Genomic DNA, 21854 nt, shown 5'->3' on the forward strand with positions numbered 1-21854 from the left:
GGCCCGAGTGCGTGAAAAGCCCCCTCCCGGGCGGGAGGGGGCGGAGTCGTCCGCGGGCTATTCGCCCTTCCACTGCGGAGCGCGCTTCTCGGCGAAGGCCGCCGCGCCCTCCATCGCGTCCTTGGAGCCGAACACCGGGTTGATGATCGCGCCCTGCCGCTTGAACATCTCGTCGAGCGGCCAGTCCTGCGACTCGATGATCACCTTCTTGGTCGCGGCGAGCGCCAGCGGCGCGTTCGCGGCGATCTTGCGAGCCAGCTCCAGCGCGCCTTCCAGCGCCTGTCCCGGCTCGGTGATCCGGTTGACCAGGCCCAGCTCGTACAGCCGCGAGGCCGGGTAGTGGTCGCCGGTCAGCGCCATCTCCATCGCCACGTGGTACGCGATCCGCCTCGGCAGGCGCATGATGCCGCCCGCCCCGGCCACCAGGCCGCGCTTGGGCTCCGGCAGGCCGAACGTGGACTCCGACGAGGCCACGATCACGTCGCACGACAGGGCCAGCTCGAAGCCGCCCGCCAGCGCGTAGCCCTCGACGGCCGCGACGATCGGCTTCTTCGGCGGCGACTCGGTCAGGCCGCCGAAGCCGCGTCCCTCCACGACCGGCATGTCGCCCGTCAGGAACCCCTTCAGGTCCATGCCCGCGCAGAAGGTGCCGCCCGCGCCGGTCAGCACGTACGCGGAGACGTCGGGGCGGGCGTCGAGCGCGTCCAGCGCCTCGGCGATGCCCCGGGCCACCGCGCCGTTGACGGCGTTGCGCGCCTTGGGGCGGTTGATGGTGAGCACGGCGACGCCGCCGGACTCCTCGACGAGCACTTCGTCGGACACGGGCCCTCCTACTTGGGCTGGAAGCGGATGCCGCCGTCGAAGCGGATGACCTCGGCGTTCATGTAGTCGTTCTCCACCAGGGAGCGCACCAGGTGGGCGAACTCGCCGGCGCGGCCCATGCGCTTGGGGAACACGACCGGCGCCACCAGCTTGGCCTTGAACTCCTCGGCGTTGCCCGAGAAGCCGTAGATGGGGGTGTCGATGATGCCGGGGCAGATCGTGTTCACCCGGACGCCGATGGCGGCCAGGTCGCGGGCGGCGGGCACGGTCATGCCGACGATGCCGCCCTTGGAGGCGCTGTAGGCGAGCTGACCGGTCTGTCCCTCCAGCGCGGCCACGGACGCGGTGTTGATCACCACGCCGCGCTGGCCGTCCTCGTCGACCGGCTCGGTCTTGGCGATGGCCGCCGCGCCGATGCGCATGAGGTTGAACGTGCCGATCAGGTTGACCTCGATGACCTTGCGGTAGGTCGCCGGGTTGTGCGGCTCGCCGTTGCGGTTGACGGTGCGCTCGGCCCAGCCGATGCCGGCGCTGTTGACCAGCACGCGCAGCGGCTTGCCGGTGGCGACGGCCGCGTCCACGGCGGCCTGCACCTGCTCGTCGTCCGACACGTCGGTCTTGACGAAGACCCCGCCGAGCTCGTCGGCCAGGGCCTTGCCGCGCTCCTCGTTGAGGTCGGCGATGACCACGGTGGCGCCGGCGCGGGCCAGCTCGCGGGCGGTGGCCTCGCCGAGGCCGCTCGCACCGCCGGAGATGATTGCTGCGGATCCGTTCACGTCCATAGCACGGACCCTAACCCGGCTACCGAATGAAGTTCTACTCGGGGGCGGTTAAATTCCCCCCACGGCGCTGTCCACATCCGAATAGACCTTGATCCGCCGGTCGAGCCCGGTCGTGCGCAGGATGCGCGCCACGGGCGCCTGAGGGGCCGCCAGCGACACCCCGCCGCCCTCGCCGGTGGCCAGCCGCCAGGCCTCGATGAGCACCGAGAGCCCGCTGGAGTCCATGAACGACAGCTGCTGGAGGTCGAGCACGAGCCGGGCGCTGTCCTGCTTGATCGCGTCGCGCACCTCGTCACGGAGGAACGGTGCGGTGAACAGATCGAGCTCCCCCGCAACGGCCACCACCACGGCGTCACCGAGGGCGTGTCGCGCAAGCCGCAGCTTCATTTGGCCCCTCCTCGATGAGCCACTGTACTTCCCCTTGCCCTGATACCGGGCACGCACAAACTACGATCACCGGTATGCATGAGGATGAGCCGGCACGGGGTGTCCGCCTGCCCGAGGCCCGTCTCAGCCCGCTGCGCGCCGTGCTGCGCCGGATGGCGATCGCCCTGGCGATGCTGCTCGCCATGTTCGTGCTGGTAGCGGTGGATCTCGACGGCTACCGCGACAGCGCCGACGGCGACGTCAGCCTGCTCGACGCCCTCTACTACGTGACCGTGTCGATCTCCACGACCGGCTACGGTGACATCACCCCGGTCAGCACGGCGGCCCGGGTCGTCAACATCGTCGCCGTCACGCCGCTGCGGATCGCCTTTCTGGTCGTGCTCGTGGGCACCACGCTGGAGGTGCTCACCCGGCGCACCCGCGAGGCCATACTCATCGAACGCTGGAGGGGCAGGTTGCGCGACCACACGGTGATCGTCGGCTACGGCACCAAGGGCCGCGCCGCGAGCCGCACGCTGCTGGAGAACGGCTGCCCCAAGGAGTCGATCGTCGTGGTCGACCCCGATCCGGGCGTCGTGGCCGAGGCGTCGGCCCACGGCTTCGCCGGGATCACCGGCGACGGCAGCCGCAGCCACATCCTCGACCTCGCCGGGATCAGGCAGGCGCGCGAGGTGATCATCGCCACCCGGCGCGACGACACGACCGCCCTGGTCACGCTCACCGCCCGCAGCCTCAACCCGGGCGCGACGATCGTGGCCGCCGTCCGCGAGGCCGAGAACGACCCCCTGGTCCGGCAGAGCGGCGCCGACGTGGTGATCACCTCCTCGGAGGCGGCCGGCCGCATGCTCGGCGTCGCCACTCAGAGTCCCGCCGTCAGCGCGCTGATCGAGGACCTGCTCGTGTACGGCAAGGGCCTGGACCTGTACGAGCGGCCGGTGCGCGCCGACGAGGTGGGCGGCCCGCCGGCCCGCGGCGAGGAGATCGCGGTGGCCGTGGTGCGCGACGGCCGGATGCTCAACTACACCGATCCTGAGGTCGCCGAGCTGCGGGCGGGCGACCGCCTGGTGCTCATCCACGTGCCGCCTCAGCCCGGGACGGCGAACCCGTAGGGCAGCTCCAGCCGGTGGCGGGCCAGCAGCGCCTCGTCGGCCAGCAGCTCGCGGGTGGCCCCGTCGGCGGCGATCACCCCGTCCGACAGGATGAGCGAGCGCTCGCACAGCTCCAGCGCGTACGGCAGGTCGTGGGTGACCATGAGCACGGTCACGTCCAGCGAGCGCAGGATCTCGGCCAGCTCCCTGCGGGCCGCCGGGTCGAGGTTGGACGACGGCTCGTCGAGCACCAGGATCTCCGGCTCCATCGCCAGCACGGTCGCCACCGCGACCCGGCGGCGCTGGCCGAACGACAGGTGGTGCGGCGGCCGGTCGGCGGCCTCCAGCATGCCGACGCGCTCCAGCGCGCTCTTGACCACGGCCTCCAGCTCCTCGCCGCGCAGCCCCGAGTTGGCCGGGCCGAACGCCACGTCGTCGCGCACGGTGGGCATGAAGAGCTGGTCGTCGGGGTCCTGGAAGACCAGGCCGACGCGCTGCCTGATCTCCTTGAGCGTGTCGCGGCGCACCGGCGTGCCGGCGACCGTCACCGTGCCGTGCCCGGCCGCCAGGATGCCGTTGAGGTGCATGACGAGCGTGGTCTTGCCGGCGCCGTTGGGGCCGAGCAGCGCCACCCGCTCGCCGCGCCGGATCGTCAGGTCCACGCCGTAGAGGGCCTGCGTGCCGTCGGGGTAGGCGTAGGCGAGGCGGCTGACTTCGAGGGAGTTGAGCGTGGGTCGCGTCATAGGGAGAGCCCCAGAACTGCCAGGGCCGCGGCGGGGAGGGCGAGCGCGGCCCCCCACTGCACGGCAGATGCCGAAATATCGTCAATTATCGGCATCTGGCCGCTGTAGCCGCGGCTGAGCATCGCCAGATGCACCCGCTCGCCGCGCTCGTACGACCGGATGAACAGCGCCCCCGCCGACCGCGCGATCACCGGGGCCTGCCGCAGGTTGCGCGCCTCGAACCCGCGCGACTCACGGGCGACCCGCATCCGCCGCATCTCATCCATGATCACGTCCAGGTAGCGCAGCATGAACATGGCGATCTGCACCAGCAGCCCAGGCACCCGCAGCCGCTGCGCACCGAGCAGCAGCGCCCTCGGCTCGGTCGTCGCCGCCAGCAGGATCGAGGCGACCACGCCGAGCGTCGCCTTGGCCAGGATGTTCCAGGCCGCCCAGAGCCCCGGCACGCTCAGCGACATCCCGAGCACCACGGTCCGCTCCCCCAGCCCGATGACCGGGATCAGGAACGCGAACAGCACGAACGGCAGCTCGACCACCATGCGCCTCGGCACGTACGCGACGGGGAGCCTGGCCACGGCCGCCACCCCGGCCAGCAGCAGCGCGTACGCGGCGAAGGCCCAGAACCGCTCGCGCGGCGTGGCCACCACCACCAGCGCGAAGCACAGGACGGCGAGCAGCTTGCACTGCGCGGGCAGCCGGTGCACCGGCGAGCCGCCCGGCAGGTAGAGCCGGTGCGCGTGCCCCGATCCCACCGGCTCCACCGCCTCCCGACTCAGACCCGTGTGCGGTCGCGCCCGCGCGCGGCCCAGGCCACGACCCCGGCGACGAGCAGGGTGATGCCGACGCCGATGATTCCCGCGACGCCCACGGGGATGCCGCCGACCTCACCGTAGTCGGCCAGCGCCCAGGTGCCGAACAGGTGGTCGGCCGCCTGGCCCAGGAAGCCCTTCTCCTCGGCCACCGACTCCAGCCCGTCGGGGTCGGCGGAGGCGTAGGACGACACCAGCCCGGCCAGCACCAGCGTGACGCCGAGCGCGCCGAGCACGAACGGCCTGCCACCCCTGGCGGGCGCCGGCCGCCCGGCGCTCTCGGGCTCCTGGCTCACGACGGTCGTGCCGTCGGCGCCGCGCAGCTCCAGCGGTCTGGCCAGGCCCCGCGCGCCGTACACCAGGTCGGGCCGGACCGCGAGGACGGCGCCGACGGTGAGCGCGGTGATCAGGCCCTCGCCGATGCCGATGAGCACGTGCACGCCGCCCATCGCGGCCGCGACCGTGCCGAGCTCGATCGGCGCGGTGCCGCCGACCCAGAACAGCACGGTGAACACCAGCGCGGAGGCCGGCACCGACAGCAGCGAGGCGACGAACGCGGCGGCGGTCACCCCGCCCCGGCCCGGCGCGACCCTGGTGATCGCCCGGAAGACGCCCCAGCCGACGAGCACGGTCACCAGGCCCATGAGCGTGATGTTGACGCCCAGCGCGGTGAGCCCGCCGTCGGCGAAGAACAGCGCCTGCACGATCAGCACCACGGCCATGCACAGCACGCCTGTGTAGGGTCCGACGAGTATCGCCGCCAGCGCCCCGCCGAGCAGGTGGCCGCTGGTCCCGGCCGCGACCGGGAAGTTGAGCATCTGGACGGCGAAGATGAAGGCGGCCACCAGCCCCGCCATGGGCGCGGTGCGGTCGTCGAGCTCGCGCCGGGCGCCGCGTAGGCAGACCGCCACTCCCGCGGCGGCCACCACCCCGGCCGACACGGACACTGCTGCGTTGAAGAAGCCATCGGGGACGTGCACGACCAGCCTCCGGATGCAGGTGAACAAACGTACCTACTTTAGGTCATCGTCTTGCACCTGCATATGGATGGCATTAGCGCATGATTCTTCGGATCACCGCCCGCGCGCTGAGCTGCCGCACCACCGTGCTCAACCGGCCCTTGCCGGACGTCGCGTACGGGCGGACGCTCAGCAGCGCGCTCCCGCCCAGCCAGCGGCGCGGCGCGGCGACCGTCGCGGCCTCGGTCTCGATCCGGAACCGCGCGGGCGGGCCGCCCAGGTCCAGCTCCAGGTAGGCGTCCCAGGTGCCGGGCGGCAGCCTGCCCACCGCCGGCCGGGCCACGAACCCGCCTCCGGGCAGCGCCGCCACCACGTCGGCGCGCTCGCGCCCGCTGCCGCGCTCGCGCCACACCAGCCGCCGCACGGCCTCCTCCGGCGGCACACCGCCGGCGACCGTGATCTCCCCGTCGATCACCAGCCGCCGCCCGAGCGACCACCTGGTCCTGGTGATGCGCACGCTCCCCGGCACCCCCACCACGTAGCCGCCGACGTCGACGCTGAGGTTGCCGTTGTCGCGCGTGAAGTACGGCAGCACCGCCGCCGCACCGATCAGCCGGGGCGCCGGGAGCACCAGGGCGCCGTCACGGTCGGCGCCCAGCCTGCCGGTGCGCAGCACGCCCTCGCGCTCGGCCGACACGCGCACGTCCCAGATCCCGGAGCCGAGCGCCCGCGCGTCGACCCGGGCGGTGTAGCGGCGGCCTGGCTCGGCGCTCTCGCCCGGGTCGCCCGGCCGGGCGCGCACCACCAGCTCGCGCCGGGGGTCGTCCCGGGTGCGCAGCACCAGCGACACCGCGTCGGGCACGCCGATGCCCTCCAGGTCGACCGCCACCGTGACCGCCAGCCGGTCGCCGTCCCAGCACAGTCCGGTCAGCTTCCGGCGCACGGTGGCGCCCTCCAGGTCGGCCAGCCGCGCCAGCCGGTCCACGTCGCCGAGCGCCGCGAGCCGCTGCTGGTCAGTGCCGGTCAGCCCCCGGTAGACGCCCGGCGTGAGCCACTGGTCGCACAGCCCGGCCACGGCCTGCGCGATCTCCTTGCGCCGCACCTCCCCCGCCTCCAGGAAGGGTGCGCCGAGCTGCGCGAACACGTCGAGCCTGAAGTGGCGCAGCAGCAGATGGTCGCGCAGCGGCCCCGGCGGGACGTGGTCGGTCATGAGCCCGATCGGCCCGCGGATCATGTGCAGCCAGGCCAGCGGGTCGCGGCTGTCGGGCTGCTGCATGATGCTGCTGCCGTCGGCCCTGGCCACCAGGTGGTAGCAGTCGTAGTCGGCGACCACCGAGATCGTGCCCGCGTGGCAGTAGGCGTGCACGGTGAAGTAGATGTCCTCGCCGACCAGCAGCCCCTCGCGGAACCTGATCCGGTGGCGCTCCAGCATCTCCCTGCGGAACAGCTTGAAGCAGCTCAGGCTGTTGTAGACGGCGCTGGCGCCCAGCTCGGCGCGGTCGGCGTTGTGGTGGAACATCGACGCCGGGGCCCGCCGGCCGTGCCCGACGATCTTGCCGAGCACGATGTCGGAGCCGTTGGCGTCGGCCACGGCCACCATGCGCTCCAGCGCCTCGGGGCCGAGGTAGTCGTCGGCGTCGCAGAAGAACACGTAGCGGCCCGCCGCGTGGTCGAGCCCGACGTTGCGGGGGCGGCCCGCGCCGCCCGAGCCTTCGAGCCGGACCACCTTGAAGCGGTCGCGGTGGTATTCGGCGTAGAGGCCGAGCAGCTCGGCGGTGCCGTCGGTGGAGCCGTCGTCGACCACGACGATCTCCGCGGCCACCCGCTGCACGAGCGCCGAGGTGAGGCACCGGTCCAGGTACGGCCTGCAGTTGCGGGCGGGGATGACGATGCTCACGTCCACCGTGTCGTCCTTCACCATGGCCACCACCAACCCGCACCCCGGAGCGTCACGATCCGCATCCGCCTCGTATCAGTATGTGACCGCCGGCCCCGGCGGCGTGGGCGATCGCCAGTCTTGGTGCCCCGGATTTACTCAGCCGGACGATTGCCGCATTCACTCGATAAACCCAGGTAAGACGACTAAGCGCCGTATTTAACCCCCACCGAATCGGCTTCAGGGGCGCTGTTTTCCCCCTCGGGAGAAGAGAAGTCCTCCGGGGGCACAGACCCGTACCTCCAGAATCCGAGCGTGATCCACGGATCGCGATTGCGCGTCTACAGTGAGGCAACCTTTGACGGTGGAGGTGGCGGGTATGGAAACAGATCTCCGGCGGACGGCAGGCAACGGGTCGGCCGTGCACACGGCAGAGTTCATCGTTTCCTCAGCGCGACTGGGAGAGCTCTTCGAGTGCTCCGAAGTGTTGCGCCGGACCCGGCAACGGGCCGAGCAGATCGTCGACGACGCGGGGGCCATGCTGGCCGAGGCCCGGCGCGAGGGCGATGCCGACCGGGCGCTCATGCTGGCCGAACAGCTCGACGAGGCGCGGCGGTCCTACGCCAAGGTGCTGAAGGCGTACATGATCCTGACGCGCAGGATCAGCGACGAGCGGCAGGAGATCCTCCAGGCCCAGATAGAACGCGACAAGCATGCGGACTTGTCGGGTGCCGCCTGATTTCTCAGTGGAGATGGCCATTTATAGACTTGTGTGAACCTTTGTGACGTGGGGGACGTCAATACATCACAAAGCGGGCTCCAGCTCCCCGGGCCGCCCCCGGGGAGCTGGAGCAGGGGGATCCGTCACGGATCGACACCCAGCTCTTCGGTCTCGGCGTCGAGCAGCCGCTCCACGAGCTGGCGCCGCTGCTCGGGAGTGAGGCGCACCGGCCACACGGCAGGCAGCATCAGCACGTCGCCGTTCGACATGCCGACCAGGTTCACGGGGAATGGTGGGGAGGGGGTCACAGTGGCGCCATTCTGGCACGTCAGAAGGGCGCACGAGCCTTATTCGCGTCCTCTTTCCTGGCTGGCACTCCAGGCCGGGATGATATTTCCGGATGTGTCGGGCTAGACAGTCTTGCTGCGCGCTCTGAATGCCGCAGTCTTGACCCGGTTCTGGCAAGGAGTTGAACAGAACCGGCGCGTTCCGTTACGCGAGACGTCCACGTAGACCCGATCGCAGTGCGGCGCGGTGCACACCCCGAGCCGGTCGTGAAACTCGCTCCCCAGCACCAGCGCCAGCCCGGTGGCGCAGCTCGCCGCCCAGTCGCCCGCCATCGTGCCGCCGGTGCCGTGGAAGTGCAGGTGCCACGGCTCGCCGTCGTGCCGCTGCAGCATCGGCCTGGCCCGCGACTCCTCCAGCAGCGCGTTGACCCGCAGCGCCGCCGTGTCCACGTCGTCCGCCGCCACGGCCTCGAAGACCTCCCGCAGCCGCAGCGCGACGGCGACCAGCTCGGCCGCCTCGGCCTCGGTCGCCGGGCGGTGGCTCGGATAGCCGACGCGCAGCCCCTCGGTGGCCGCCGCGGCGGTGTCGGCGGGCGGCGGCGCGGGCCGGCCACGCCGCTCGCCCGGGGTCAGGCTGTTGACCAGCCCGACGGCGACCCGGACCACTCCGTCCGTGTGACTGTTGAAGTTCAATTGACCAGTTACACCTTTGCGCTCTAGTCTGTGACTGCTGAAAGCATAAACGACAGTCACAAGGAGACCTACTGTGCTCACCCACGATGCCGCACTCGCCTGGCTCGCGCGCTGGGACCGCCAGCAGGCGGGCTACCTGCCCGACCGCGAGGAGCGCTTCACCGCCCTGATCGACGCCGTGGAGGCGCTCGACCGGCCCGACCCTCTGGTGATCGACCTCGGCTGCGGCCCCGGCTCGCTGTCCGCCCGCCTCGTCGAGCGGCTGCCCAAGGCCCGGGTGATCGCCGTGGACGCCGACCCGCTGCTGCTAGGCCTCGGCCGCGCCGCCTACCCGCACCTGACGTTCGTGGCCGCCGACCTGCGCACCCCCGGCTGGACCGCCACGCTCGGCCTCGACCGCCCCGCCGACGCCGCCGTGAGCACCACCGCCCTGCACTGGATCTCCCCGCCCGACCTGCGCGCGATGTACGGCGAGCTCGCGAGCGTGCTGCGGCCCGGCGGTCTCCTGCTCAACGGCGACCACCTCGACTCCGACGACGTCACCCCCGGCCTGGCCCGCCTCGAACGCGCCATCCACGACACCCAGACCGAGCGCGTCTTCGCCGGCGACCACCCCGAGGACTGGCGCGCCTGGTGGGACGCGGTCGCCGCCGACCCCGACCTCAGCGCGCTCAACGCCGAGCGGACCACCGCCGGCGCCGACCACCGCGGCTCGGAGTCCAACCTGCTCTCCCACCACGTCACGGCGCTGCGCGAGGCCGGCTTCAGCGAGACCGGCACGCTGTGGCAGCGCGGCAACAACCGCCTGCTCTGCGCCATCCGATAGCGTGATTTATCATCACGTTCATGGCGAAACAGTGGCGTGAGCTGAGCAAAGGGCAGCGGACGGCGATCGGCGCGCTCACGGGCGCGCAGCTCGGCCTCCTGGGCGCGGCGCTGATCGACCTCCAGCGCCGGCCCGCCGCCGAGATCAAGGGCTCCAAGCGGGCCTGGCGCGCGGCGGTCTTCGTCAACTTCGCCGGCCCGCTCGCCTACTTCGCCTTCGGCCGCAAGCGCTGACCACCGCCCGCCGCGACGCGGGTATCCCTTCTCCGATTGCCCTGCCCACGCCGGGGGGATCTTGATATAAGAGCTGGATGGTCTCCGCCCCCCGGCCCCTGAGCCAGTCCGACCCGGCGCGCGTCGGCGCCTACCAGGTGGAGGCCCTGCTCGGCGAGGGCGGCCAGGGCGCCGTCTACCTCGGCCGCGACCCGTCAGGCCGGCCGGTGGCGATCAAGGTGCTGCACGCCCGGCTCGTCGCCGAGCACCGCCGCCAGTTCGTCCGCGAGCTCGACGCCGCCCGCAGCGTCGGCTCGTTCGGCACGGCACGGGTGCTCGAAGCCGACGTCGACGGCGACCGGCCCTACATCGTCAGCGAGTACATCCCCGGCGAGTCGCTGCAGCAGCTCATCAGCCGCGACGGCCCCCGCGACGCGGGCGGGCTGCGCCGTCTCATGCTCGCCACCGCCGCCGCGCTGCAGGCCATCCACCAGGCCGGGATAGTGCACCGCGACTTCAAGCCGGGCAACGTGCTGCTCGGCCCCGACGGCCCCCGGGTGGTCGACTTCGGCATCGCCCGCGTGCTGGAGGCGACGGCGACCCAGACCAGCTCCGTCGTCGGCACCCCGCCGTACATGTCGCCCGAGCAGCTCGGCGGCGAGCCCGTGGGGCCGGAGTCGGACGTGTTCTCCTGGGCCGTGTCGATGGTGTTCGCGGCGACGGGCCGGCCGGCGTTCGGTCAGGACAGCATCCCGGCGGTGTTCAACCGCATCCTGACCCAGCCGCCCGACCTCACCGGGGTCCCGCAGGACGTACGGGACGTGCTGGCCGACTGCCTGGCCAAGTCGCCGGCCGACCGCCCGACGGCCGGCGAGCTGCTGCGCCGCATCCTGGGCCAGGACGAGGAGGCCGCGCCCGCCCGCCGCGCCGGCCGGCCGGTGACGTGGGCGTTCGTCATGCAGATGGCCGCCGTCGTCGTCACGCTCGTGGTGGCGCTCGCCGCCGACTACGGCTACGAGCCCGATCCCGGGGGCGGCTTCTCGCCGGCGCCGTTCCCGTGGGTGGCGAGCGGGGTGCCGTTCTGGCCGATCATGTTCGTCTGGATCGCCGGCGGGGTGGCGGCAGTCCTCTTCCTGAGGAGGCGCGGCTAGATGGAGGTGACGACGCTCGTCCTGATCCTGGCCGTGTGCGCGGTCCTGGCCTGGATCGTCCTCGCGCGCGGGCGTGACTTCCTGGCCCGCAACCGGCTCCTGACGGCGGTGGCGGTGCTGCCGCTGCAACCCCTGCTGGGCCTCGGCCTGGTGGCGCTGGTCGTCACCCGGTGGGACGTGCTGGAGATCAGGGGGATCGCGCTGGGCCTGGTGGCCTACGTCAACGGGCTGGTCGCCTTCGCCCTGACCACGGCGGTGCAGGACCGGCGGCTCAGGACTCGGCGCGCATCCGGTAGAGGCCCCACAGCGCCTCCAGCGCGCCGATCACCATCATCACCACGCCGATCTTCGACGGGTTGAACACCACGATCTCGACATCGAGCCCGAACTGCCACAGCAGCAGCCCGCCGACGAAGACGGCGAGGCCGGTGAACAGGTTCTTGCGGCCGGGAGCCATGACGGAGCCTCATTTCGATCATGCCTGCTGAGGTCTCCTACGCTATTGACTCCCTGGTGGGCGGGCTTCCTGCGCGCTGACGAGATCGGCCTACATCTTTCGATGCAGGAACGCCAGCGCCCGCTCGGTGAGCAGCTTGGCCGCGCCCGCGTCGTAGGAGGGCAGGCTGCTGTCGGCGAACAGGTGACGCCCGCCCGGATAGAGGAACAGCTCCGCGCCGAGCGCCCTGGCGGCGTCGAGGTCGCCCTCGCCCGCGAAGAACGGGTCGGCGTCCATCCCGTGAACCTGGACCGGCACCTCGGCGGGCCAGTCGTCGGCGGGCAGGCAGGCCTCCAGCAGCAGCGCACCCTTCGCCCCGGCCCTGGTGCGCGCCAGCGTCTGCGCCGGGACCACGCCCAGCGAGAACCCGGCGTAGACCAGCTCCGGGGTCAGCCCTTCGGCGACGGCCCGCCCGCGCTCGACGAGCGTGCCGAAGCCGATCTCCTGCGCGTGCGCGGCCCCCGCCTCCAGGTCGTCGAAGACGCGGCCCTCGTAGAGGTCGGGCACGTGCACGGTGTGCCCGGCCCCGCGCAGCTCGTCGGCGAAGGCCAGCACCCCCGGGGTCAGCCCGAGCGCGTGGTGGAACAGCAGCACGTCAGTCATGCGGCCCAGCATGTCCTACGGCTACGACAATCCGCTGACGACGACCTTGCCCGTGACGCGTCCCTGCTCCTGGTAGCGGACCGCCTCGGGGATCTCCTCGAACCGGAAGCGCCGGTCGATCACCACCCTGACCTCGCCGCCCTCGACGAGCGCGGCCAGCGTCCGCAGGTTCGCGCCCATCTCCTTGCAGCCCACCACGTCCACCAGCGCCACCCGCTGCGACACGAACGGCGCCACCGCCAGGAGCGCGAACATGCGCCCGGCCGGCTGCAGCCACCGCCCGCCCGGCCCGCCGACGAGCACGTGGACGCCCTTGCGGGTGAGCGCCCTGCGGCACTCGGCGCCCGTACGGCCGCCCGCGTTGTCCACCAGCACGTCGTAGCGTCCCTCGTGGCCGGTGAAGTCCTGCTTGGCCCGGTCGAGGACCTCATCGGCGCCGAGCGACCGGACCAGGTCCAGGTTCCGCTCGCCGCACACGCCGGTGACGTGCGCCCCGTACGCCTTGGCGAGCTGCACCGCGAACGTGCCGACGCCGCCCGACGCGCCGTTGACCAGCACCCGCTGCCCCGGCCGCACCCGGCCCACGTCGCGCACCGCCAGCAGCGCGGTCCCGGCGGCCAGCGGCAGCGCCGCCGCCTCCTCGTACGACAGGCCCGCGGGCATCGGCGCGAGATCCTTCTCCGGTACGCACACGTACTCGCCGAAGCCGCCCTGCTGGGGCATGGCGAACACGTCGTCGCCCGGCCGGAAGCCGGTGACGCCGGGGCCGATGGCCTCGACCTGCCCGGCGACGTCGGCGCCGAGCACGGTGATCTTCGGCCCGCGCAGCCCCAGCGGGCCGGGCATCAGCCGGGACACGCGCGGCTCCCCGCGCATGAGGTGCCAGTCGTAGGGCTGGACGGACGTGGCGCGCACGCGGACCAGCACCTCTCCGTGCCCCGGCACCGGGGTGGGCAGCTCGGTGAGCTGCAGGACGTCGGGCGATCCGTACGAACGTAAGACGTATGCCTTCATGTCCCACAGTGTGGGCGCGGCCCCTTGAGGGGGGTAACGGCCGAAAGGACCAGCGCCTCGTCAGCCCATCGGCCGGTTCCCCGCCCGGTTCGTCTCGTACGCCCACATGGCGATCTCGACGCGGTTGCGGACGCCGAGCTTGGTCATCAGGTTCGCGACGTGGCTCTTCACCGTGCTGAGCGTGATGCGCAGCTCGTCGGCGATCTCGCTGTTGGTGCGCCCGCGCGCCACGGCGGCGAGGATCTGCTCCTCGCGGTCGGTCAGCGGCTCGACGGGCGGTGCGGGCGGCGCGGCTCCGGCGAAGGCGGCCAGCAGCCGCACGGTGACGCTCGGCGCGATGAGCGCGTCGCCGCCCGCCGCGGCCCGGACCGCCTGCGTGAGCAGCTCGGTCCCGGCGTCCTTGAGCAGGAAGCCGCGCGCGCCGGCCCGCAGCGCGGCGTGCACGTACTCGTCCAGGTCGAACGTGGTGATGACGACGACGGCGAGCGGGTCGGGGACGTCCGGCCCGGCGAGCGCGCGGGTTGCCTGGATGCCGTCCAGGTAGGGCATCCGGATGTCGAACAGGCACACGTCGGGCCGCAGCCGCCGCGCCAGCTCGACGGCCCGCCGCCCGTCGCCCGCCTCGCCGACGACCTCGATGCCGGGCTGGGCGTCGAGGATCATCCGGAGCCCGGTGCGGGTGATCTCCTGGTCGTCGGCGACCAGCACACGGATGCTCACGTGGCCGCCTCCGCCCGGGGCAGCACCGCCGACACCGTCCAGCCGCCGTCGCCGGGCCCGGCCTCGAAGCTGCCGCCGAGCAGCTCGGCGCGTTCGGCCATGCCGAGCAGCCCGTACCCGGGGGTGGCGGCGGGCCCCGGCTCGCCGTCGTCGCTGACCCGCAGCCGGACGGACGTGTCGTCGGCGGTGACCCGGATCGCGATCCGGGTGGCGTCGCGGGCGTGGCGCCTGGCGTTGGTGACCGATTCCTGGGCGATGCGGTAGATCGCGGCGGTCGTGGCCGGCTCCAGGCCGTCGAGGTCGCCCGCCAGCTCCACGTCGACGCGCGGTCCGCCGCGGGCTTCGGCGAGCTGTTCGAGGTCCGCGAGATGCCCGGTGGGCGGGGGTTCGCCGGGTTCGTTCCGGCGCAGGACGCGGACCATCGCCCGCATCTCCTTGAGCGTGCGCGACGCCTCCGCCTCGATCACCCGCAGCGACTCGGCCGCCGCGTCGGGCGTGCCGGTCGCCAGCCCCGCCTGCGCCCTGATCGCCATGGCCGAGACGTGGTGGGCGACGGTGTCGTGCAGGTCGCGGGCCAGCCGCTCGCGTTCGAGCAGCTTCACCCGGTCGAGCTCGCGCGCCCGCGCCCCGGCCCGGTAGCGGAACGCCACGCCGAGCGCCACCACCGCCACCATCAGCGAGAACGCCCCCACCGCGTCGGCGAGCGGGGTCCGCGCCGGCACCGTCGAGTAGCCGATCGACGCCAGCATGACGACCAGCCCCGCGACCGCCTCCCGCCCCGACCCCCACCGCACCAGCGCGTAGGGCAGGAGCAGCAGATAGGCCATCGTGTACGTGGACGTGTCGCCGCCGGCCACCAGCGGCGCCAGCCCGGTGACGCCGAACGCGATCACCAGCATCAGCAGCGGCCGGGTCCGCCGCCACAGCAGCGTCGGCACCAGCCCGACGGCCACGACGATCGACGCGGCCCGCCACGGCAGGTCCGGCCGCAGCAAGCCTTCGAGCAGCGCGACCGGCGCGAGCACCCCCACGAGCACCCAATCCCGCCACACCCGCCGGGGCGGGTCGACCGGACGCGGCTCGTCCCACATGGAACGACGCACCCCGCCATCGTACGGACGGCAGCCGGTTTCCGGCACCTCGGGATTTGTCAGAGTTTGCCGAGGGCGCGGGCCAGGGCGGTGGCCGTCCTCGCGATGGTCCGGTTGTCGGTGGGCAGGCCCGGCGTACGGTTCGTGTAGATCGCCATGATGATGGGCGCGGCCCCCTTGCCGGGCCAGACGACGGCGATGTCGTTGCCGCCGCCGAACCCGCTGGAGTTGGTCCCGGTCTTGTCGCCGACCTTCCAGCTCCGGGGCAGCCCGGCGCGGATGCGCTCGGCGCCGGTCTTGTTGGCCAGCAGCCAGGCGATGAGCTGCTCGCGGTCCTTGGCGTGCAGCGCGTTGCCCGTCGCGAGCCGGCGCAGGTCCCCCGCCATCGCCGCGGGCGTCGTGGTGTCGCGCTTCTCCTTGGGCGTCCAGTCGTTCAGCCCGGGGTGCGTGCGGTCCATCCGTGAGACCGGGTCCCGCAGCGTGCGGAAGTAGCGGGTCAGCCCGGCGGGGCCGCCGATCTGCCTGAGCAGCAGGTTGGAGGCGGTGCCGTCGCTGCGCGTCACCGCCGCCGCGCAGAGCCGGGAGACGGTCAGGCCGTGCTTGAGGTGCTTCTCGGTGACCGGCGAGTTCGGCGTCATGTCGGCGGCCGTCCACTTGACGACCTTGCCCATCAGCCCCGGCTGGTGGGTGCGCGCCTTCTGCAGCACGGCCGCGCACAGCGGCGCCTTGAACGTCGACAGCATCGCGAACCGCTCGTCCGCCCGGTACGCCACGGTCCTGCCGGTGCCCGTGTCGACCGCGTACGCGCCGATGCGCCCCTGGAACGACGCCTCCAGCTTGCGCAACTCCTTCGCGACCTGACCGGTGTCCGCCGACGCCGTGCCCGTGACGCCGCCGCTGACCAGAAGAACCGCCAGCGCGGCCCGGAGATATCGCATGCCTTCATCCTCTCGCGCCCGGCGCGGAACCGGACGACGGGTCGAACGGGGGGTCGGGCGCGGGTTGCCCGGGGGCCAGGCGGGGTGGGACGCGGGGTCAGACGCGTTCTTCGTGCGGCTGGTCGGCCACCTGCTGCGCGCCGGAGTACGCCGCCTCCCGCACCTCGCTCAGCCATCCGGCCTGCCGCATCCCCGGCACGGGACGGCGTACGGGATCGAAGCGGGTCGGCCGCTCGGCGTCGGTCCGCGCCGGACCGGCCACCTCCACCTGCCCGAACACCTCCCACGGCCCCGCCGGGGCCGCGACCAGCAGATCCAGCAGCAGCGGCCCGTCAGCCACCGCCCGGGCGAGCGCGTCGAATCTGGCCGGCAGCCGCCGTCCCGCCCTCGGCAGCGCGCCGATCAGCACCCGCCGCCCGCCCACCTCGTACGAGAACAGCGAGCTGTAGAGGCCGGGCGCCCACGCCCGGGCCGGCCTGAGCAGGCGCCGCCCGAGCACGGTGTGACCGGTGCTGGCCAGCAGCAGATCGGACTGCTCCCAGCGCAACGCGATCCCCAGAATGTCGGGCAGCGGCGGCGGCACCCCCGTGGACCGGGAGAACCGGGCGATCCCCTCCAGATCCATCCGCCGGTCGAGGAACTCCGCCCCCCACACCCGGCCCGTCCCGTGCACGCGCAGCCGCGCGTCGAGGACGAGCCCGGCCGGATGCAGCGGACGTCCCCGTCGCAGGCGCGCCGCGGCGCCGAACCCTGACCGCACGAGCGATGTCACCATGCACCCCCTGCTACCCCGCACTCCCCTCCGGAACTCCCCGCCTCCCGCTGACCACGGCACTCGGCGTGAAAGTATCGGCAGCGTGTCGCAAGAAGCCCGCCGGCTGCTGATCGTCCACCACACCGCCTCGCCCACGCTGCACGAGCTCTTCGAGGCCGTGCGGCGCGGCGCCACCACCGACGAGATCGAGGGCGTCGAGGTCGTCACCCGCGCCGCCCTGCACGCCACCGCCGTCGACGTGCTCCAGGCCGACGGGATCCTGCTCGGCACCCCGGTCAACATCGGCTACATGAGCGGAGCGCTCAAGCACTTCTTCGACACCGTCTACTACCCGTGCCTGGAGGAGACCCGCCGCCTGCCGTACGGCCTGTACGTGCACGGCAACAACGACCCGGCGGGCGCGGTCCGCGCGGTGGAGTCGATCGCCGCCGGGCTCGGCTGGGAACGCGCCCACCACCCGGTCACCGTCGTCGGCGCCCCGGCCAAGGCCGACCTCGAAGCCTGCTGGACCCTGGGCGCCACCCTCGCCGCCACCATCAGCTAACGCCCAACCCGCCACCCATAGCTCTCCAGCCGCCGGCTCGCCCGCTCCCGGTCCTCGTCGGAGAACAGGCTCTCGTAGCCCGCCTGCAGGACGTGGGCCTCGACCGTGAGATCGAGCCGTCCGTGGGTCCAGAGCGTGGTGAACCCGTCGGACGGGGCGTCGGCCCGCAGGAGCTGCCTCGCGGTCTCGACCCCGCCGCGCTCGCTGAGCATCTGCAGGAAGCGCGTCGCGTTGTAGCCGAGCTCGCGCTTGGCGGTCTCGTAAATGCCCACCATCGCCCGGTGGAACCGTCGTTCGAGCTCGTCCACGCCGTCTCCTCGGGTCTGCCGTCAGGAGTCGCCCCACGGTGGGGTGGATGGGGCGTCCATGAAGGTCTTGAGCTGCTTGACCTTGTCGACGCAGGCGGGGCAGACGTGGCGCGCCACCGCCCGGGCCGCGGCCTCCGGCGAGGGCTCGCGCAGGGCGCCGGAGATCGTCATGCCCAGCGGAAGGTTGGTGTCGGGGTCCATCATGACCGTCATGACGGTCGCGGGCGTGTAGCCGAAGGTGCGCTTGCACATGTGGCATCTGCCGATGGTCGTGATCTGCTCGTCAGCCATGGAGCGTCGCCCTCCTCCACCGCACCGTACAACGCCCGGCCCCGCAGCGGTCAGTCACCGGCTCCGGAACATGCGCGGATCTGCTCGGGAGTCAGCTCGGCGCCGGGCACGGCGTGCAGCACCTCGTGCAGGTCGGCCGAGGCTGCCAGCTCCCGCAGCGCCTCCGGGAGGTCGTCGCCGCCCGACCGGTCCATGAGCCGCGTGATGTCGTCGGGGTGCGCTTCGAGATGATCGGCCAGCTCCGGCCAGCGGATGCGGAGCAGGGTCCACAGGGCCAGGGTGTCCGTCGGCACCACGCTGCCTTCCAGCACGCGTACGGCCCGCAGCACGGTGTAGGTGTTGACGAACCGCTTCATCGCCCTCGGATTGCTGTGGAACAACCGGGCGAACCTGGACAGAGCATGATGCGACAGATCCTGGACGTCGGCGTCGAGGATGCGCTCGACCGCCTGCGACGCCACCGCCTGCCGCACTTCCGGGTCGGCCTTCTCCAGCACCTTCAGCACCTGGGTCTCGTCGCCGCTCCGGTCGAGCTCCGCCCTGACCCGCTCGGCCCCCGCCGGCGACGGCGCGGCGGCGGTGCCGAGCAGCCGGCCGAAATACTGGTCGCGGCTGGTCGCGCCCAGCCTCGGCATCGGGACGCTGAGCTGGAACAGCTTGTCCAGGAACAGGTAGCCGAGCGGACGCCCTGGCGCCGACACGGCGGGCTTGAACGTCTCGTACGCGTTCTCGTAGGCGCAGCGCAGCCAGGCGCCGTCCATCGCGACGACGAAGCTGGGCGCGTGGTGCTTGGAGTGCTTCCAGCGTTCCGGCACGTCCCGCAGCAGCGTCTGCACGGAGTCGAGGAAGTTGACCACGTAGTCCGCGTTGCACCGGTCGAGGTCCTCGATGAGCACGACGATCGGCCGCCCGGCGTGCCGGACCAGCCAGGCGAGGTGCTCGGCGACGTCGTTCATGGGATCGTGGTGCGACTCCTCGAAGGAACGGGCGCGTCGCGCCGACGCCCACATCGCGTACCTGCTGACCAGCACTCCGGCCGTCCACAGCCCGCCCAGGGTGCCCAGCAGCGTGGTGGCGGTCTTGAGCGTGGGCTCGATCCCGCCCACGGCGCCCGACCCGAACAGCGACACGAGAAGCAGCGCCGCGCCGACCAGCAGCAGGCCGGACACCACCTGCGGGGCGCCGTCGCGCCGCACCCGCGCGACCAGCTCCCGTACGAGGAACGCCGGACGCCGCCGGCGCGGCCGGGCGGCGACGACCGCCTTCCGTATCGCGGTCAGCAGCGCCCACCACGGCGGCTCGATGCGCACGTGCCGCCAGGTATCGAAGAACACCACGAGCGAGTCGCTCCGCAGATCGGCGGCGAGCAGCTTGAGCAGCGTGCTCTTGCCCGTGCCCCAGGACCCGTCCACGTGCACGAGGAACGACGAGCCCGGGGTGTCGGTCCTGGCCTGGCGTAACTGCCGGGCGAGCACCCCGGCCAGGGCGGCCCGTTTGAGCAGGTCGTGGTCCGCCGGGGCGTCGTTCACCCATTCCGTACGCTCCCGCCCCCGGACGCCCTCGTCCTCGGGCTCCCCCCGCGAGTCGCCCGCCGGTGGGGCTTCCTGGGCGCTGATGAGCAGATCGAGTTCCGGCGGCAGCATGCTCCTGAGCGAGTCGACCGAGCGCATCAGGCCGATCTGGCGCTTGGCATCCGACGCGACCATGATGCCGAGCACCGCCTGGCGTTCGTGGCTCCAGACCGGCGCCCCGGAGTATCCCGCCGTGAACCCCGAACCGGTGGACGCCTGCACCTGCACGAACCCGCTCGGCAGCGGCCCCACGACCTGCCCGAACGTCCAGACGCCTGCCTCGTGATCGTTGGGGAACCCGTACACCGCCACCTGCTGGTCCGGCAGCACCCCGGACGCGAGCGGCACCGGCCTGGCCCCCTGCACCGCGGCGGCCGCGTCCAGCCGCAGGACCGCGAGATCCCCCTCCTGGGACGACGACCAGAACACGACCTCCGCGCCCACCGGCCCGCTCCCCAGGAACGGAAAGTCCACCTCCACCGCCGTCGGCGGCCCCTCGTCCCACCCCCCGAACAGATGCGCGCACGTCACCACGAGGTCGGGCGCGACCAGCACACCCGCGCCCCTGCTCCGGCCGTTGCCGACCCGTACGACGGCCCGCTCCATCCCGGCCTCTCCAGGTGCGCTCACGCTCAGAATCGTCCCAGAACGCGGACTCCGGGGAAGGGATACGACCGCATGTCTACGGTGTTCCGTACGAGACACCCGTTCGCCCGTTCCGCAAGGGGCGGACCCAGGAGGAGACGCAGATGACCACCCCCCACTCTCCAGCGGCCGGCGAACACCTCGACCCCTTCGGCACCCTGCGCCGCGCCCTGTGGATCGGCGGCGGCCAGTGGGCCGGAAAATCGACGGTGGCCCGCCTCCTGGCCGAGCGCCACGGCGTCACCGCCTACCACTACGACTACCACGACGCGCGCGCCCACAACGACCGCCGGATCGCCCGCCGAGTCGCCCACGGCGACCCCGACCCCGGCCGTGCCCCCGATCCGGACCGGACATGGGTCCACCCCACCCCCGAGGAGATGGCCGCCGAGACCCTGGCCGGCTTCCCCGTCCGCTTCACATGGGCCCTGGACGACCTGCGCGCCCTCGTCTCCGGCCACCCGATCATCGCCGAAGGCTGGGGCCTGCGCCCCGAACTCGTCGCCCCCATCGTCGACTCACCGCGCCGGATGATCGTCATGGTGCCCACCCCCGAGTTCCGCCGGCACCAGGCCCGGACACTCCCCCGGGCCGCCTCACTCGGCGGCCTCGTCACCGACCCGGCCCGCGCCCAGGCCAACCGCCTCGCCCGCGACCGCCTCGTCGCCGAGGACGCCGTACGCACCGCCCGCGACCTGGGCATCCGCGTACTGGAAATCGACGGCTCCCACGACGCCGCCACCACCGCCCGGACGGTGGCCGACCACTTCGCCCCCTACCTGCCGAAGCCGCTGAACCCGTGAACATGGCTGAGCTGAGACAGGCCCTGGACGACACCTTCGATCACGCGCTGCTCCGCCACGGCTTCATGCACCACAACCGCGACTACCAGCTCGTGATCCAGCCGCTGGTGACGCCCCGAGCCGAGACCGTCAACCTGCGCTACGTGTTCCGGCACTGCGTCCAGGCCACCTGCGTGACCGCCCTGCCGCCCCACACCTGGGCGGTCTCCCTCGACGACCGGCTCACCACGGACGAGCCCGGCGAGCTCGACGGACACTACTGGGGCGTGAACTGGCAGATGCTCTATCCCGGCGCCACCCTCATCACCGACTCACCGGCCGCGCGACACTGGACGGAAGCCGTCGGCATCGACTTCCACGAGGTACGGATCGAGACCAACGTGCACGACCTCACCCTGATCTTCTCCGACCTCCAGATCAGCCACATCGCCCACCATGACAACTGACGCCGTGCAGGTGCCCGCGCGTAACCCCGTGCCCAGCCGGATCGAGGAGCTGGACGCGCTATTTACGGCTGCGCAGCAACACGACGGTCAGCCAAATAGCGGTAGGCAGAAGAAGCAGCACCACTGCTATGACGCCCACCGCGAAATCAAGGGCACCGTCGCCCAACGGCGAGGAGATGAAGGCGTCATCGTCTTCCACCCGGCGACGGTATCGAAGGAGGGACCCGGTGTCACGGCCCACACCAGCACCCGG

Annotated in this window: 29 protein-coding genes; 9 read left to right on the top strand and 20 right to left on the bottom strand. The window is 72.3% G+C overall.

The genetic code is table 11. The features are described 5' to 3' along the window. Window positions 1-57 precede the first annotated feature (57 nt). From AB0J53_RS41225 to AB0J53_RS41235, 3 genes are read right to left on the bottom strand one after another with little or no spacing between them, the layout of a single operon-like run. Window positions 58-822, bottom strand: coding sequence for a crotonase/enoyl-CoA hydratase family protein (locus tag AB0J53_RS41225; protein WP_219508813.1), 765 nt, complete (start codon window positions 820-822; stop codon window positions 58-60). An 8-nt stretch (window positions 823-830) separates the two neighbouring features. Then, window positions 831-1604, bottom strand: a complete 774-nt coding sequence (locus tag AB0J53_RS41230) for an SDR family NAD(P)-dependent oxidoreductase (protein WP_364182799.1) — start codon at window positions 1602-1604, stop codon at window positions 831-833. A gap of 48 nt (window positions 1605-1652) precedes the next feature. Then, entirely contained in the window at window positions 1653-1991 is a 339-nt protein-coding gene (locus AB0J53_RS41235) for an STAS domain-containing protein (RefSeq protein WP_049563214.1), read from the bottom strand. A gap of 74 nt (window positions 1992-2065) precedes the next feature. Here AB0J53_RS41235 and AB0J53_RS41240 point away from each other — a divergent pair, with 74 nt between their 5' ends. Further along, window positions 2066-3100, top strand: coding sequence for a potassium channel family protein (locus tag AB0J53_RS41240; protein WP_364182802.1), 1035 nt, complete (start codon window positions 2066-2068; stop codon window positions 3098-3100). Here AB0J53_RS41240 and AB0J53_RS41245 read toward each other — a convergent pair. The 4 genes from AB0J53_RS41245 to AB0J53_RS41260 all read right to left on the bottom strand — a co-directional run bounded on the left by AB0J53_RS41245 (window position 3076) and on the right by AB0J53_RS41260 (window position 7511). Continuing rightward, on the bottom strand, window positions 3076-3822 hold the full coding sequence (locus AB0J53_RS41245) for an ABC transporter ATP-binding protein (protein WP_364182805.1): 747 nt from the start codon (window positions 3820-3822) through the stop codon (window positions 3076-3078). The genes AB0J53_RS41240 and AB0J53_RS41245 overlap by 25 nt on opposite strands. After that, window positions 3819-4574, bottom strand: coding sequence for a cobalt ECF transporter T component CbiQ (gene cbiQ, locus AB0J53_RS41250; RefSeq protein ID WP_364182808.1), 756 nt, complete (start codon window positions 4572-4574; stop codon window positions 3819-3821). Before cbiQ ends, AB0J53_RS41245 begins: the two co-directional genes overlap by 4 nt. 20 nt (window positions 4575-4594) lie before the next feature. Continuing rightward, window positions 4595-5611 (bottom strand): energy-coupling factor ABC transporter permease, encoded by a 1017-nt coding sequence (locus AB0J53_RS41255; RefSeq protein ID WP_364182810.1) that lies wholly within the window; start codon window positions 5609-5611, stop codon window positions 4595-4597. A gap of 73 nt (window positions 5612-5684) precedes the next feature. Next, on the bottom strand, window positions 5685-7511 hold the full coding sequence (locus AB0J53_RS41260) for a glycosyltransferase (protein WP_364182813.1): 1827 nt from the start codon (window positions 7509-7511) through the stop codon (window positions 5685-5687). Between the two features lie 439 nt (window positions 7512-7950). Here AB0J53_RS41260 and AB0J53_RS41265 point away from each other — a divergent pair, with 439 nt between their 5' ends. After that, window positions 7951-8205: a hypothetical protein gene (locus AB0J53_RS41265; protein WP_364182815.1), complete on the top strand. Its 255-nt coding sequence runs from the start codon at window positions 7951-7953 to the stop codon at window positions 8203-8205. Window positions 8206-8330: 125 nt separating this feature from the next. On the opposite strand, the gene AB0J53_RS41270 is transcribed toward AB0J53_RS41265, so the two are convergent. Further along, window positions 8331-8471 (bottom strand): hypothetical protein, encoded by a 141-nt coding sequence (locus AB0J53_RS41270; protein WP_219508823.1) that lies wholly within the window; start codon window positions 8469-8471, stop codon window positions 8331-8333. 126 nt (window positions 8472-8597) lie between these two features. After that, window positions 8598-9167, bottom strand: a complete 570-nt coding sequence (locus AB0J53_RS41275; RefSeq protein WP_219508824.1) for a CGNR zinc finger domain-containing protein — start codon at window positions 9165-9167, stop codon at window positions 8598-8600. A gap of 73 nt (window positions 9168-9240) precedes the next feature. Here AB0J53_RS41275 and AB0J53_RS41280 point away from each other — a divergent pair, with 73 nt between their 5' ends. From AB0J53_RS41280 to AB0J53_RS41295, 4 genes are all read left to right on the top strand, one after another. Next, window positions 9241-9993 carry a class I SAM-dependent methyltransferase gene (locus AB0J53_RS41280; protein WP_357592696.1) on the top strand — a complete coding sequence of 251 codons (753 nt, stop codon included), beginning with the start codon at window positions 9241-9243 and terminating at the stop codon, window positions 9991-9993. 20 nt (window positions 9994-10013) lie between these two features. Further along, window positions 10014-10226: a PLDc N-terminal domain-containing protein gene (locus AB0J53_RS41285; RefSeq protein WP_364182819.1), complete on the top strand. Its 213-nt coding sequence runs from the start codon at window positions 10014-10016 to the stop codon at window positions 10224-10226. 77 nt (window positions 10227-10303) lie between these two features. Beyond that, on the top strand, window positions 10304-11356 hold the full coding sequence (locus AB0J53_RS41290) for a serine/threonine-protein kinase (protein WP_364182822.1): 1053 nt from the start codon (window positions 10304-10306) through the stop codon (window positions 11354-11356). Next, window positions 11357-11716, top strand: a complete 360-nt coding sequence (locus tag AB0J53_RS41295) for a hypothetical protein (protein ID WP_364182825.1) — start codon at window positions 11357-11359, stop codon at window positions 11714-11716. Here AB0J53_RS41295 and AB0J53_RS41300 read toward each other — a convergent pair. The 7 genes from AB0J53_RS41300 to AB0J53_RS41330 form a co-directional block, all read right to left on the bottom strand. Further along, a complete protein-coding gene (locus AB0J53_RS41300; RefSeq protein WP_219508832.1) occupies window positions 11628-11813 on the bottom strand; it encodes a DUF5708 family protein in 186 nt (61 codons plus the stop codon). The genes AB0J53_RS41295 and AB0J53_RS41300 overlap by 89 nt on opposite strands. Window positions 11814-11903: 90 nt before the next feature. After that, window positions 11904-12455: a dienelactone hydrolase family protein gene (locus tag AB0J53_RS41305; RefSeq protein WP_364182827.1), complete on the bottom strand. Its 552-nt coding sequence runs from the start codon at window positions 12453-12455 to the stop codon at window positions 11904-11906. Window positions 12456-12476: 21 nt separating this feature from the next. After that, window positions 12477-13469: an NAD(P)-dependent alcohol dehydrogenase gene (locus AB0J53_RS41310; protein WP_219508834.1), complete on the bottom strand. Its 993-nt coding sequence runs from the start codon at window positions 13467-13469 to the stop codon at window positions 12477-12479. A 60-nt stretch (window positions 13470-13529) separates the two neighbouring features. After that, window positions 13530-14189: a response regulator transcription factor gene (locus AB0J53_RS41315; protein ID WP_219508835.1), complete on the bottom strand. Its 660-nt coding sequence runs from the start codon at window positions 14187-14189 to the stop codon at window positions 13530-13532. Next, the gene (locus tag AB0J53_RS41320) at window positions 14186-15292 is read right to left on the bottom strand and encodes a sensor histidine kinase (RefSeq protein WP_364182830.1); all 1107 of its coding nucleotides are present in this window, start codon (window positions 15290-15292) and stop codon (window positions 14186-14188) included. The genes AB0J53_RS41315 and AB0J53_RS41320 overlap by 4 nt, the downstream gene beginning before the upstream one ends. A 47-nt stretch (window positions 15293-15339) precedes the next feature. After that, entirely contained in the window at window positions 15340-16218 is an 879-nt protein-coding gene (bla, locus tag AB0J53_RS41325; protein ID WP_364182833.1) for a class A beta-lactamase, read from the bottom strand. A gap of 97 nt (window positions 16219-16315) precedes the next feature. Further along, window positions 16316-16993, bottom strand: a complete 678-nt coding sequence (locus AB0J53_RS41330; RefSeq protein ID WP_364182836.1) for a hypothetical protein — start codon at window positions 16991-16993, stop codon at window positions 16316-16318. Between the two features lie 82 nt (window positions 16994-17075). Between AB0J53_RS41330 and AB0J53_RS41335 the strand changes: the two genes are divergently transcribed. After that, window positions 17076-17537 carry an NAD(P)H-dependent oxidoreductase gene (locus tag AB0J53_RS41335; protein WP_364182838.1) on the top strand — a complete coding sequence of 154 codons (462 nt, stop codon included), beginning with the start codon at window positions 17076-17078 and terminating at the stop codon, window positions 17535-17537. On the opposite strand, the gene AB0J53_RS41340 is transcribed toward AB0J53_RS41335, so the two are convergent. Genes AB0J53_RS41340 through AB0J53_RS41350 form a run of 3 tightly spaced genes read right to left on the bottom strand, consistent with a single transcriptional unit; the run spans window position 17534 to window position 20337 of the window. Continuing rightward, on the bottom strand, window positions 17534-17845 hold the full coding sequence (locus AB0J53_RS41340) for a hypothetical protein (RefSeq protein WP_364182841.1): 312 nt from the start codon (window positions 17843-17845) through the stop codon (window positions 17534-17536). The genes AB0J53_RS41335 and AB0J53_RS41340 overlap by 4 nt on opposite strands. A 21-nt stretch (window positions 17846-17866) precedes the next feature. Then, window positions 17867-18136: a hypothetical protein gene (locus tag AB0J53_RS41345; RefSeq protein WP_364182844.1), complete on the bottom strand. Its 270-nt coding sequence runs from the start codon at window positions 18134-18136 to the stop codon at window positions 17867-17869. A 50-nt stretch (window positions 18137-18186) separates the two neighbouring features. Further along, on the bottom strand, window positions 18187-20337 hold the full coding sequence (locus tag AB0J53_RS41350) for a P-loop NTPase fold protein (RefSeq protein WP_364182846.1): 2151 nt from the start codon (window positions 20335-20337) through the stop codon (window positions 18187-18189). A 119-nt stretch (window positions 20338-20456) separates the two neighbouring features. Between AB0J53_RS41350 and AB0J53_RS41355 the strand changes: the two genes are divergently transcribed. Then, complete coding sequence (locus AB0J53_RS41355) at window positions 20457-21155, top strand: hypothetical protein (protein ID WP_364182849.1); 699 nt, start codon at window positions 20457-20459, stop codon at window positions 21153-21155. Window positions 21156-21157: 2 nt separating this feature from the next. Then, window positions 21158-21601 carry a hypothetical protein gene (locus tag AB0J53_RS41360; protein WP_364182852.1) on the top strand — a complete coding sequence of 148 codons (444 nt, stop codon included), beginning with the start codon at window positions 21158-21160 and terminating at the stop codon, window positions 21599-21601. 58 nt (window positions 21602-21659) lie between these two features. Here AB0J53_RS41360 and AB0J53_RS41365 read toward each other — a convergent pair whose 3' ends face one another. Continuing rightward, window positions 21660-21800, bottom strand: a complete 141-nt coding sequence (locus AB0J53_RS41365) for a hypothetical protein (protein WP_364182855.1) — start codon at window positions 21798-21800, stop codon at window positions 21660-21662. Window positions 21801-21854: the final 54 nt, after the last annotated feature.

The sequence above is a fragment of the Nonomuraea sp. NPDC049725 genome, assembly GCF_040674795.1.
Classification (GTDB): Bacteria; Actinomycetota; Actinomycetes; order Streptosporangiales; family Streptosporangiaceae; genus Nonomuraea; species Nonomuraea ceibae.

Bases quoted from the DNA above. Each gene is read 5' to 3' on its own strand.
- AB0J53_RS41230 (WP_364182799.1), bottom strand. From the start codon at position 1,604: ATGGACGTGAACGGATCCGCAGCAATCATCTCCGGCGGTGCGAGCGGC.
- AB0J53_RS41310 (WP_219508834.1), bottom strand. From the start codon at position 13,469: ATGAAGGCATACGTCTTACGTTCGTACGGATCGCCCGACGTCCTGCAG.
- AB0J53_RS41305 (WP_364182827.1), bottom strand. From the start codon at position 12,455: ATGACTGACGTGCTGCTGTTCCACCACGCGCTCGGGCTGACCCCGGGG.
- AB0J53_RS41285 (WP_364182819.1), top strand. From the start codon at position 10,014: ATGGCGAAACAGTGGCGTGAGCTGAGCAAAGGGCAGCGGACGGCGATC.
- AB0J53_RS41300 (WP_219508832.1), bottom strand. From the start codon at position 11,813: ATGGCTCCCGGCCGCAAGAACCTGTTCACCGGCCTCGCCGTCTTCGTC.
- AB0J53_RS41245 (WP_364182805.1), bottom strand. From the start codon at position 3,822: ATGACGCGACCCACGCTCAACTCCCTCGAAGTCAGCCGCCTCGCCTAC.
- AB0J53_RS41235 (WP_049563214.1), bottom strand. From the start codon at position 1,991: ATGAAGCTGCGGCTTGCGCGACACGCCCTCGGTGACGCCGTGGTGGTG.
- AB0J53_RS41295 (WP_364182825.1), top strand. From the start codon at position 11,357: ATGGAGGTGACGACGCTCGTCCTGATCCTGGCCGTGTGCGCGGTCCTG.
- AB0J53_RS41260 (WP_364182813.1), bottom strand. From the start codon at position 7,511: ATGGTGAAGGACGACACGGTGGACGTGAGCATCGTCATCCCCGCCCGC.
- AB0J53_RS41345 (WP_364182844.1), bottom strand. From the start codon at position 18,136: ATGGCTGACGAGCAGATCACGACCATCGGCAGATGCCACATGTGCAAG.
- AB0J53_RS41330 (WP_364182836.1), bottom strand. From the start codon at position 16,993: ATGGTGACATCGCTCGTGCGGTCAGGGTTCGGCGCCGCGGCGCGCCTG.
- AB0J53_RS41240 (WP_364182802.1), top strand. From the start codon at position 2,066: ATGCATGAGGATGAGCCGGCACGGGGTGTCCGCCTGCCCGAGGCCCGT.
- bla (WP_364182833.1), bottom strand. From the start codon at position 16,218: ATGCGATATCTCCGGGCCGCGCTGGCGGTTCTTCTGGTCAGCGGCGGC.
- AB0J53_RS41290 (WP_364182822.1), top strand. From the start codon at position 10,304: ATGGTCTCCGCCCCCCGGCCCCTGAGCCAGTCCGACCCGGCGCGCGTC.
- AB0J53_RS41360 (WP_364182852.1), top strand. From the start codon at position 21,158: ATGGCTGAGCTGAGACAGGCCCTGGACGACACCTTCGATCACGCGCTG.
- AB0J53_RS41355 (WP_364182849.1), top strand. From the start codon at position 20,457: ATGACCACCCCCCACTCTCCAGCGGCCGGCGAACACCTCGACCCCTTC.